Origin of the sequence: Salmonella sp. NW884 (assembly GCF_051700745.1) — a bacterium.
Lineage (GTDB): Bacteria > Pseudomonadota > Gammaproteobacteria > Enterobacterales > Enterobacteriaceae > Salmonella > Salmonella enterica.
Window position 1 is genome coordinate 516,204 of sequence record NZ_JAMMDE010000003.1, and the last position, 10,794, is coordinate 526,997.

11 protein-coding genes and 2 tRNA genes are annotated in these 10,794 nt (G+C 51.3%); all 13 read left to right on the top strand.

The window, feature by feature from the left end; all coding sequences use genetic code 11:
* Positions 1–1,426: 1,426 nt before the first annotated feature.
* The 13 genes from cydA (at position 1,427) to NA197_RS10625 (ending at position 10,793) form a co-directional block, all read left to right on the top strand.
* Positions 1,427–2,995: a cytochrome ubiquinol oxidase subunit I gene (gene cydA / locus NA197_RS10565; protein WP_000884369.1), complete on the top strand. Its 1,569-nt coding sequence runs from the start codon at positions 1,427–1,429 to the stop codon at positions 2,993–2,995.
* A gap of 15 nt (positions 2,996–3,010) precedes the next feature.
* Complete coding sequence (gene cydB, locus NA197_RS10570) at positions 3,011–4,150, top strand: cytochrome d ubiquinol oxidase subunit II (RefSeq protein ID WP_000568258.1); 1,140 nt, start codon at positions 3,011–3,013, stop codon at positions 4,148–4,150.
* 14 nt (positions 4,151–4,164) lie between these two features.
* Complete coding sequence (gene cydX / locus NA197_RS10575) at positions 4,165–4,278, top strand: cytochrome bd-I oxidase subunit CydX (protein WP_000270278.1); 114 nt, start codon at positions 4,165–4,167, stop codon at positions 4,276–4,278.
* The gene (gene ybgE, locus NA197_RS10580; RefSeq protein ID WP_000148790.1) at positions 4,278–4,571 is read left to right on the top strand and encodes a cyd operon protein YbgE; all 294 of its coding nucleotides are present in this window, start codon (positions 4,278–4,280) and stop codon (positions 4,569–4,571) included. Before cydX ends, ybgE begins: the two co-directional genes overlap by 1 nt.
* A gap of 228 nt (positions 4,572–4,799) precedes the next feature.
* Entirely contained in the window at positions 4,800–5,204 is a 405-nt protein-coding gene (ybgC, locus tag NA197_RS10585) for a tol-pal system-associated acyl-CoA thioesterase (RefSeq protein WP_001046240.1), read from the top strand.
* Complete coding sequence (tolQ, locus tag NA197_RS10590) at positions 5,201–5,893, top strand: Tol-Pal system protein TolQ (protein ID WP_000131318.1); 693 nt, start codon at positions 5,201–5,203, stop codon at positions 5,891–5,893. The genes ybgC and tolQ overlap by 4 nt, the downstream gene beginning before the upstream one ends.
* A 3-nt stretch (positions 5,894–5,896) precedes the next feature.
* Positions 5,897–6,325: a colicin uptake protein TolR gene (gene tolR / locus NA197_RS10595; protein ID WP_000124676.1), complete on the top strand. Its 429-nt coding sequence runs from the start codon at positions 5,897–5,899 to the stop codon at positions 6,323–6,325.
* Positions 6,326–6,389: 64 nt separating this feature from the next.
* On the top strand, positions 6,390–7,568 hold the full coding sequence (gene tolA / locus NA197_RS10600; protein WP_000030577.1) for a cell envelope integrity protein TolA: 1,179 nt from the start codon (positions 6,390–6,392) through the stop codon (positions 7,566–7,568).
* Between the two features lie 123 nt (positions 7,569–7,691).
* A complete protein-coding gene (gene tolB, locus NA197_RS10605) occupies positions 7,692–8,984 on the top strand; it encodes a Tol-Pal system beta propeller repeat protein TolB (RefSeq protein ID WP_001562341.1) in 1,293 nt (430 codons plus the stop codon).
* Between the two features lie 34 nt (positions 8,985–9,018).
* Positions 9,019–9,543, top strand: a complete 525-nt coding sequence (gene pal / locus NA197_RS10610) for a peptidoglycan-associated lipoprotein Pal (protein WP_001176621.1) — start codon at positions 9,019–9,021, stop codon at positions 9,541–9,543.
* Positions 9,544–9,552: 9 nt separating this feature from the next.
* On the top strand, positions 9,553–10,341 hold the full coding sequence (cpoB, locus tag NA197_RS10615; protein ID WP_064043589.1) for a cell division protein CpoB: 789 nt from the start codon (positions 9,553–9,555) through the stop codon (positions 10,339–10,341).
* A gap of 164 nt (positions 10,342–10,505) precedes the next feature.
* Positions 10,506–10,581: transfer RNA gene (locus NA197_RS10620), tRNA-Lys, on the top strand.
* A gap of 136 nt (positions 10,582–10,717) precedes the next feature.
* Positions 10,718–10,793, top strand: a tRNA-Val gene (locus NA197_RS10625).
* Position 10,794 lies beyond the last annotated feature (1 nt).

A 10,794-nucleotide genomic window follows, 5' to 3' on the forward strand; every position in this document is an offset into this window, starting at 1 on the left:
AAATGATGACTCATTAAAAAAACATGGTGGAGTCTGAAAATAATTGATAATAACCGTCTGGCAGCGGCAGTAAATTTACTCAGTTTGCCGGTTAACTCTTTTTCAGCAAATACAGATGCTGTCTTAGTGAAAGACCTGCCGACCTCACTGGAGACGGATTATGCGCTTTCCGCCATGAAAAAAACGCATTGCAGCATTACACTATGTTGACGCTAACCTCTATAGTAAATTGACGCTTGACTCTGTGGCCGCGCATGTTTGCCTGAGCGCGAACTACACGTCTCCTCAGATGTATCGCGCTTACACAGACTGCTTGTTTAATGGCAGAATAAAACAGCTATTTTAATCATAAGAGTACCAGCATTATTTCCCTGAAGTATTAAAGATATCGTTTAATAAATCATATGAACTTTTGCTGGTTAAAAGAGGTTAACTTTAAAAATTATTAAGAACTTATTGACACTATTCGTTCGTGATTAATCATGTTTAAAGGGTATTTATGGCTGCGAATAAACAGAATTATCACTATGAGTGACGTAGATATTGAGGGTAAATCTGTGAAGGTGATAACAGAATCTTCACTATAATAATTATAGAGAGGCAAATACGGTGTTATTGAAATAAAGAAAAATTAGCGAATAAAATGTTTGTTTCTGGCTATCTGGAAAGCTTATTAGCGATAATTAAGGCGATAACCTGGCAAGATGATCCTGGCCGTTAGTCGTCGGGAAAGGGAAGTTGGGGCAGGGTAATCCCGGTGGGATGATGGCGCGTGTGCAATGAGATAGTTTCTTTGCGGTGTTAATTATAAGTAAAATAAAAATAGACTAAATGTATAAAATAATAAGTGTTGATAACCTACAGAAAAAATCTGTGAGCTATTTAGCAATAATTGAACATCAATGTGGAATGTTTTTTACTGGATGCGGGGCAGTAAAAAACGCACAAAATGTTTAGCCTTATCGAATAAGCCTCTTTTTACAGGGGGTTTGAAATTACTCTTTGTAAAAACAAAAAGTTAACAAAAAATTCACCATGCATTCAATGAATAAACATTATTAACATTAACTTTAAAAATTGATTTTAATCAATATTTAAATGTTGGAAAAGAGCATCAAAACTGGTTAAATTGTCCGTGATCAAATTCCCTGAAAAGCGATAGATTAGCCATAAATTGATCGCTGTCGAAAAAAGCAAATCTGACCCACTAAAAACCTGTTTATTGTAAGGGTTTTACGGCGTAATATATTTGCGGGATCAATTTGGGTTTTTTATTAACATGTTTGTAACTTTTCATCATTACTGTTTCCTTCCCGAGGGGATAGTACGATGGAAGGCCGCAAATAAATTTGTATTGGGGCATGCGTGTGACCCTTTCTAACGGGGTTCACTCTCGGAGTCTTCATGCGATGAGCAAGGAGTCATGATGTTAGATATAGTCGAACTGTCGCGCTTACAGTTTGCCTTGACCGCGATGTACCACTTCCTGTTTGTGCCGCTAACGCTCGGTATGGCGTTCCTGCTGGCCATTATGGAAACGGTATACGTCCTTTCCGGCAAACAGATTTATAAAGATATGACCAAGTTCTGGGGCAAGTTGTTTGGTATCAACTTTGCTCTGGGTGTGGCTACCGGTTTGACCATGGAGTTCCAGTTCGGGACAAACTGGTCGTACTACTCCCACTATGTTGGGGACATCTTCGGTGCGCCGCTGGCCATCGAAGGTTTGATGGCCTTCTTCCTCGAATCCACCTTTGTAGGTCTGTTCTTCTTCGGCTGGGATCGTCTGAGTAAAGTTCAGCATATGTGCGTCACCTGGCTGGTGGCTCTGGGGTCCAACCTCTCCGCGTTGTGGATTCTGGTAGCGAACGGCTGGATGCAAAACCCAATCGCTGCGGATTTCAATTTCGAAACCATGCGTATGGAAATGGTGAGCTTCTCTGAACTGGTGCTGAACCCGGTAGCACAGGTGAAATTTGTTCACACTGTGGCGTCCGGTTATGTCACCGGCGCGATGTTCATCCTCGGTATCAGCGCTTACTACATGCTGAAAGGTCGTGACTTCGCCTTTGCTAAACGCTCCTTTGCTATTGCCGCCAGCTTCGGTATGGCTGCCGTACTGTCCGTTATCGTACTCGGTGACGAATCCGGTTACGAAATGGGCGACGTGCAGAAAACCAAGCTCGCTGCGATTGAAGCAGAATGGGAAACGCAACCTGCTCCGGCCTCCTTTACCCTGTTCGGCATTCCTGACCAGGACAAACAGGAAAACCATCTGGCGATTCAGATCCCTTATGCGCTCGGCATTATCGCTACGCGTTCCGTGGACACGCCGGTTATTGGCCTGAAAGATCTCATGGTGCAGCATGAAGAGCGTATCCGTAACGGGATGAAAGCCTATGAACTGCTGGAACAACTGCGCGCCGGTTCTACCGACCAGGCCGTTCGCGACCAGTTCAACAGCATGAAGAAAGATCTCGGTTACGGTTTGTTGCTGAAACGCTATACGCCTAATGTGACTGACGCGACCGAAGCGCAGATCCAGCAAGCGACGAAAGATTCCATTCCTCGCGTTGCGCCGCTGTACTTCGCTTTCCGTATCATGGTGGCGTGCGGCTTCCTGCTGCTGGCGATCATCGCACTTTCCTTCTGGAGCGTGATTCGTAACCGCATCGGTGAGAAAAAATGGCTGTTGCGCGCGGCGCTGTACGGTATTCCACTGCCGTGGATTGCGGTTGAAGCAGGTTGGTTCGTCGCCGAGTATGGTCGTCAGCCGTGGGCGATCGGCGAAGTGTTGCCGACAGCCGTAGCGAACTCATCGCTGACCGTGGGCGATCTGCTGTTCTCCATGTTCCTGATTTGCGGCCTGTATACCCTGTTCCTGGTGGCAGAATTGTTCCTGATGTTCAAATTTGCACGCCTTGGCCCAAGCAGCCTGAAAACCGGTCGCTATCACTTTGAGCAGTCCACCGTGACTTCTCAGCCGGCACGCTAAGACAGGAGTCGTCAAATGATCGATTATGAAGTACTACGTTTTATCTGGTGGCTGCTGGTTGGCATTTTGCTAATTGGTTTCGCCGTCACCGATGGGTTCGACATGGGGGTGGGGATGCTCACCCGTTTCCTCGGTCGTAACGACACCGAACGTCGAATTATGATTAACTCTATCGCCCCGCACTGGGACGGTAACCAGGTGTGGTTGATCACCGCGGGCGGTGCGTTGTTTGCTGCCTGGCCGATGGTTTACGCCGCGGCGTTCTCCGGTTTCTATGTGGCGATGATCCTGGTGCTGGCGTCGTTGTTCTTCCGTCCGGTCGGTTTTGATTACCGTTCCAAGATTGAAGACCCGCGCTGGCGCAACATGTGGGACTGGGGCGTGTTCATCGGTAGCTTTGTGCCGCCGCTGGTGATTGGCGTGGCCTTTGGCAACCTGTTGCAGGGCGTACCGTTCCATGTAGATGAGTATCTGCGTCTGTACTACACCGGTAACTTCTTCCAGTTGCTGAACCCGTTTGGTCTGCTGGCGGGTATCGTAAGCGTAGGGATGATCATCACGCAGGGGGCGACTTACCTGCAAATGCGCACCGTTGGCGAACTGCACCTGCGCGCGCGCGCCACCTCGCAGATTGCGGCGCTGGTGACATTAGTGTGCTTTGCGCTGGCGGGCGTTTGGGTAATGTATGGTATTGATGGTTATGTCGTGACATCCGCGATTGACCATCATGCCGCCTCTAACCCGCTGACTAAAGAAGTGGCGCGTGAAGCTGGCGCCTGGCTGGTGAACTTTAATAATGCTCCGATCCTGTGGTTGGTTCCGGCTCTGGGCGTGGTTCTGCCGCTGCTGACTATCCTGACTTCCCGTATGGAGAAAGGCGCGTGGGCATTCCTGTTCTCTTCGCTGACCCTGGCCTGCATTATTCTGACGGCGGGTATCGCTATGTTCCCATTTGTGATGCCGTCCAGCACGATGATGAATGCCAGTCTGACCATGTGGGATGCGACATCCAGCCAGATGACGCTGAACCTGATGACCTGGGTTGCGGCGGTGTTCGTACCGATCATTCTGATCTACACCAGCTGGTGTTACTGGAAAATGTTCGGTCGTATCACTAAAGAACATATTGAAAGCAACACCCACTCTCTGTACTAAGTAAGGAGCTTAAAATGTGGTATTTCGCATGGATTCTGGGAACGCTTCTTGCCTGTGCATTCGGGATCATTACCGCCCTGGCGCTTGAGCACGTTGAAGCGGGTAAAACCGGTCAAGAAGAAAGCTAATGACCCATATTATCGCAAAACTGTATGCGGTAATGGACAAGCGCCCCTTAAGGGCGCTTTCCTTCGTGATGGCGATAGTGCTGGCAGGATGTATGTTCTGGGACCCGTCACGGTTTGCCGCCAGGACCAGCACGCTTGAAATCTGGCACGGATTATTGCTGATGTGGGCGGTTTGCGCAGGCATAATCCACGGTGTGGGTTTTCGCCCTGAATCCGTACACTGGCAAGGGATTTTTTGTCCGCTCCTTGCGGATATCGTCCTTATCGTCGGCCTGATTTTCTTCTTCTTGTGAATAAGAAACCTCCTTAAAAATATAGGGGCTTGCATAAGCCCATATATTTTTACTCTCCCTTAACTTCCCCCCATTCCCAAGCCTCATTCCCACGCGTATAGTAGCAACGTTTAAAAGCTCTACTTTTGTTGCATTACCGGGATGTAAAGTGAATACAAGGCGATATACAACGGCATTCTTGAGGCATTACGGCGGCAAGCGGATGACGCCAACAAAGAGGCTGCAGGGATGAATAAGTATATGTTTCGATGGCCAATTCGAGTTTATTACGAAGACACGGACGCCGGCGGTGTGGTTTATCACGCCAGCTATGTCGCTTTTTATGAAAGAGCGCGCACGGAGATGCTGCGTCACCATCACTTCAGCCAACAGGTGCTGCTGGCGGAGCGGGTCGCCTTTGTGGTGCGCAAGATGACGCTGGAATACTATGCGCCTGCGCGGCTCGACGATATGCTTGAAGTTCAAACAGAAATTACGTCAATGCGTGGCACCGCTTTGGTTTTCACGCAACGCATTGTCAACGCAGAGAACACGCTGCTAAATGAAGCAGAGGTTCTGATTGTTTGCGTTGATCCACTCAAAATGAAGCCTCGTGCGCTTCCTAAGTCTATTGTCGCGGAGTTTAAGCAGTGACTGACATGAATATCCTTGATTTGTTCCTGAAGGCAAGCCTTCTGGTTAAACTTATCATGTTGATTTTGATTGGTTTTTCAATAGCATCCTGGGCCATCATTATCCAGCGAACGCGTATCCTGAACGCCGCTGCGCGTGAGGCGGAAGCGTTTGAAGATAAATTCTGGTCCGGAATCGAACTATCGCGTCTGTACCAGGAAAGCCAGGGGAGACGCGATAGTCTGTCGGGCTCGGAGCAAATCTTTTATAGCGGGTTCAAAGAGTTTGTCCGGCTCCATCGCGCCAACAGCCATGCGCCGGAGGCAGTGGTAGAGGGGGCGTCGCGTGCGATGCGCATCTCCATGAACCGAGAGCTGGAAACGCTGGAAACGCATATCCCGTTTCTTGGCACGGTAGGCTCTATCAGTCCTTATATCGGTCTGTTTGGCACCGTATGGGGGATTATGCATGCGTTTATCGCCCTGGGCGCGGTAAAACAGGCGACTCTGCAAATGGTTGCGCCGGGTATTGCCGAAGCATTGATTGCCACGGCGATTGGTCTGTTTGCCGCCATCCCTGCGGTTATGGCTTACAACCGACTGAATCAGCGCGTGAACAAGCTGGAACTGAATTACGACAACTTTATGGAAGAGTTCACCGCGATTCTGCACCGCCAGGCGTTTACCGTAAGCGAAAGCAACAAGGGGTAAGCCATGGCCAGAACGCGTGGACGAGGTCGTCGCGAACTTAAGTCCGAAATCAATATTGTACCGCTGCTCGACGTACTGTTAGTGCTGCTGCTGATCTTTATGGCAACCGCGCCGATCATTACCCAGAGCGTGGAGGTCGACTTGCCGGAGGCGAATCAGTCGCAGGCGGTCAGTAGTAACGACGATCCACCGGTCATTATTGAGGTTTCCGGAGTAGGGCAATACAGCGTAGTGGTTGATAAAGATCGAATGGATCAACTGCCGTCTGAACAGGTGATCGCAGAAGTAAAGCGTCATCTGCAGGCTAATCCGAAAACAGTCTTTTTAATCGGCGGCGCGAAAGAGGTGCCGTACGATGAAATAATTAAAGCGCTGAACTTGTTACACAGCGCGGGCGTAAAATCGGTTGGCTTAATGACGCAGCCAATCTGAAGTCTGCGTCCCGTTGGCTTGAAAGACGGCGAGTAACAGGCGAACAGTTTTTTGGGAACCGAGAGTGTCAAAGGCAACCGAACAAAACGACAAGCTCAAACGGGCGATAATTATTTCAGCCGTGCTGCATATCATCTTATTTGCAGTGCTGATCTGGAGTTCGTTTGATGAGCATATAGAGGCTTCTGCCGGCGGCGGCGGTGGTTCCGCTATCGACGCGGTGATGGTCGATCCTGGCGCCGTTGTGCAGCAGTACAACCGTCAGCAGGATCAACAGGCCAGCGCCAGACGCGCGGAAGAAGAGCGTAAAAAGCTGCAACAGCAGCAAGCAGAGGAGCTGCAGCAGAAGCAGGCTGCCGAACAGGAGCGGTTGAAACAACTTGAGAAAGAACGTTTAGCGGCTCAGGAGCAGCAAAAGCAGGCTGAAGAAGCGGCAAAACTGGCGCAACAGCAGCAGCAACAGGCCGAAGAAGCGGCGAAAGCGGCGGCGGACGCGAAGAAAAAAGCGGAGGCCGAAGCGGCGAAAGCGGCGGCGGACGCGAAGAAGAAAGCGGAGGCCGAGGCGGCGAAAGCGGCGGCGGACGCGAAGAAGAAAGCGGAAGCCGAGGCGGTAAAAGCGGCAGCGGACGCGAAGAAGAAAGCGGAAGCCGAAGCGGCGAAAGCGGCGGCGGAGGCGAAGAAGAAAGCGGAAGCCGAAGCGGCGAAAGCGGCGGCGGAGGCGAAGAAGAAAGCGGATGCCGAGGCGGCGAAAGCGGCGGCGGAGGCGAAGAAGAAAGCGGATGCCGCGGCGGCGAAAGCAGCGGCGGACGCTAAGAAGAAAGCGGCTGCCGAAAAAGCGGCCGCCGCAGAAGGCGTCGACGATCTGCTTGGCGATCTCAGCTCGGGTAAGAATGCGCCGAAAACCGGCGGCGGCGCGAAAGGGAATGGTCAGCCATCGAAAGATAGCGGTACATCGGGCGCTAACGGTGGGGCGACAGGCGCTGATATCAGCGCCTACGCGAAACAGATTCAGGTCGCCATTCAGAGCCGTCTGTATGATGCGAGCCTGTATCAGGGCAAACAATGTGTCTTGCATATTAGCCTGGCGCCGGATGGCTCATTAAAAAGCATTACGTCTGAGGGCGGCGATCCGGCGCTTTGTCAGGCGGCGTTAATGGCGGCAAAAACCGCGAAAATTCCTAAACCGCCAAGCCAGGCTGTTTATGAGAAAATAAAGGATGCCAAACTAGACTTTAAACTGTAGATACTTTTCTTTATGGAAGTTGGAGCGGTTGAGTTGTTACTGGTCCTGGTGGTTTTGTGTATTTGAGTTTGTTAACATTCTGCTAAATTATCGTGGGTCGCAGGCCCAGGTATGGGAGATATGATGAAGCAGGCATTACGAGTAGCATTTGGTTTTCTGATGCTGTGGGCGGCGGTGCTGCACGCAGAAGTCCGTATCGAGATCACCCAGGGGGTGGACTCGGCGCGACCGATTGGCGTTGTGCCTTTTAAATGGGCCGGGCCGGGCGCTGCGCCTGAAGATATCGGCGGCATCGTGGCGGCAGATTTACGTAATAGCGGTAAATTTAATCCGTTAGACCGGTCCCGACTGCCGCAGCAGCCAGCCACCGCTCAGGAAGTTCAGCCTACCGCATGGTCTGCGCTGGGTATTGATGCCGTCGTCGTTGGGCAGGTAACGCCGAATCCGGACGGTTCCTACAATGTTGCTTATCAGCTGGTTGACACTGGCGGCGCGCCGGGAACTGTACTGGCGCAAAACTCTTATAAAGTGAACAAGCAGTGGCTGCGTTATGCAGGCCATACCGCCAGTGACGAAGTCTTTGAAAAACTGACGGGCATTAAGGGCGCGTTCCGTACTCGTATCGCCTATGTGGTACAGACTAATGGCGGTCAGTTCCCGTATGAACTGCGTGTGTCGGATTACGATGGTTACAATCAGTTTGTGGTGCACCGTTCTCCGCAGCCGTTGATGTCTCCGGCGTGGTCTCCGGACGGCTCAAAACTGGCTTACGTGACATTTGAAAGCGGTCGCTCCGCGCTGGTTATCCAGACGCTGGCAAACGGCGCAGTGCGTCAGGTTGCGTCCTTCCCGCGTCACAACGGCGCGCCGGCCTTCTCGCCGGATGGGACGAAACTGGCGTTCGCGTTATCGAAAACCGGAAGTCTGAACCTGTACGTTATGGATCTTGCTTCCGGCCAGATTCGTCAGATAACGGACGGCCGTAGCAACAATACGGAGCCGACCTGGTTCCCGGACAGCCAGACTCTGGCCTTTACTTCTGACCAGGCTGGACGTCCGCAAGTGTATAAAATGAACATTAACGGCGGTGCGGCGCAGCGTATTACCTGGGAAGGTTCGCAAAACCAGGATGCGGATGTCAGCAGCGACGGTAAATTTATGGTAATGGTAAGCTCAAATAACGGGCAGCAGCACATTGCCAAACAAGATCTGGTGACGGGTGGCGTACAGGTTCTGTCGTCAACGTTCCTGGATGAAACGCCAAGTCTGGCACCTAACGGCACGATGGTAATCTACAGCTCTTCTCAGGGGATGGGATCTGTGCTGAATTTGGTTTCTACAGATGGGCGTTTCAAAGCGCGTCTTCCGGCAACTGATGGTCAGGTGAAATCGCCTGCCTGGTCGCCGTATCTGTGATAATAATTAATTGATTACTAAAGGAATTAAAGAAATGCAACTGAACAAAGTGCTGAAGGGCCTGATGATTGCCCTGCCTGTTATGGCAATCGCGGCATGTTCTTCCAACAAGAACGCCAGCAATGACGGTAGCGAAGGCGGCATGCTGAACGGCGCCGGCACTGGTATGGACGCTAACGGCAACGGCAACATGTCATCTGAAGAGCAAGCGCGTCTGCAGATGCAGCAGCTGCAGCAGAACAACATCGTTTACTTCGATCTCGACAAGTACGATATCCGTTCTGACTTCGCGGCAATGCTGGATGCGCACGCTAACTTCCTGCGTAGCAACCCGTCTTACAAAGTCACCGTAGAAGGTCACGCGGACGAACGCGGTACTCCGGAGTACAACATCTCCCTGGGCGAACGTCGTGCTAACGCCGTTAAAATGTACCTGCAGGGTAAAGGCGTTTCCGCTGACCAGATCTCCATCGTTTCTTACGGTAAAGAGAAACCTGCCGTACTGGGCCACGACGAAGCGGCTTACGCTAAGAACCGTCGCGCTGTACTGGTTTACTAAGAGAATTGCATGAGCAGTAACTTCAGACATCACCTGTTGAGTCTGTCGTTACTGGTTGGCATAGCGGCCCCCTGGGCCGCTTTTGCTCAGGCGCCAATCAGTAGTGTCGGCTCAGGCTCGGTCGAAGACCGCGTCACTCAACTTGAGCGTATCTCTAACGCTCACAGCCAGCTTTTAACCCAACTTCAGCAGCAGCTCTCCGATAATCAGTCCGATATCGATTCTTTGCGTGGCCAAATCCAGGAAAATCAGTATCAACTGAATCAGGTGATGGAGCGCCAGAAGCAAATTATGCTGCAGCTGGGGAGCTTAAATAATGGCGGCGCAGCGCAGCCTGCGGCTGGTGACCAGAACGGGGCGGCAACCACTGCGACCCCCGCCTCGGATGCCGGTACGGCAACCTCAGGGGCGCCGGTACAAAGTGGCGATGCGAATACCGATTACAATGCGGCAATTGCGCTGGTGCAGGATAAGTCTCGCCAGGATGATGCGATTGTGGCGTTTCAGAACTTCATCAAGAAATACCCTGATTCTACTTATCAGCCGAACGCCAATTATTGGCTGGGCCAGTTGAATTACAACAAGGGTAAAAAAGATGATGCCGCCTATTATTTCGCCTCGGTAGTAAAAAACTATCCTAAGTCGCCGAAGGCTGCGGACGCGATGTACAAAGTTGGCGTTATCATGCAGGACAAAGGTGATACGGCAAAAGCGAAAGCGGTTTATCAGCAGGTGATTAACAAATATCCTGGCACTGATGGCGCGAAACAGGCGCAGAAGCGTCTTAACGCGATGTAATGCGTACCATGCGACCAGAAAACGCCTTTTTTCTGGTCGCGTCGTGCGATTCCTAAGCAGTTGAGCCCCCTGCGTCGAAATTTTTGTTGCGCTCAAATCTGAAATCAGTAATATATGCCGCCGTTGCCACGGGATATTAAACAACTCGAAAGCAACGCAAAAGTGGGTCGTTAGCTCAGTTGGTAGAGCAGTTGACTTTTAATCAATTGGTCGCAGGTTCGAATCCTGCACGACCCACCAATCGTTCGGTGGAAACGAGAATAAAACGTGAAGGATAACGTTGCGTCAGCAACGGCCCGTAGGGCGAGGCGAAGCCGAGTCATCCTGCACGACCCACCGCTAACTTCGGTTAGTCAGTAATATCCAGCGTAGTATCGGGTGATTAGCTCAGCTGGGAGAGCACCTCCCTTACAAGGAGGGGGTCGGCGGTTCGATCCCGTCATCACCCACCAC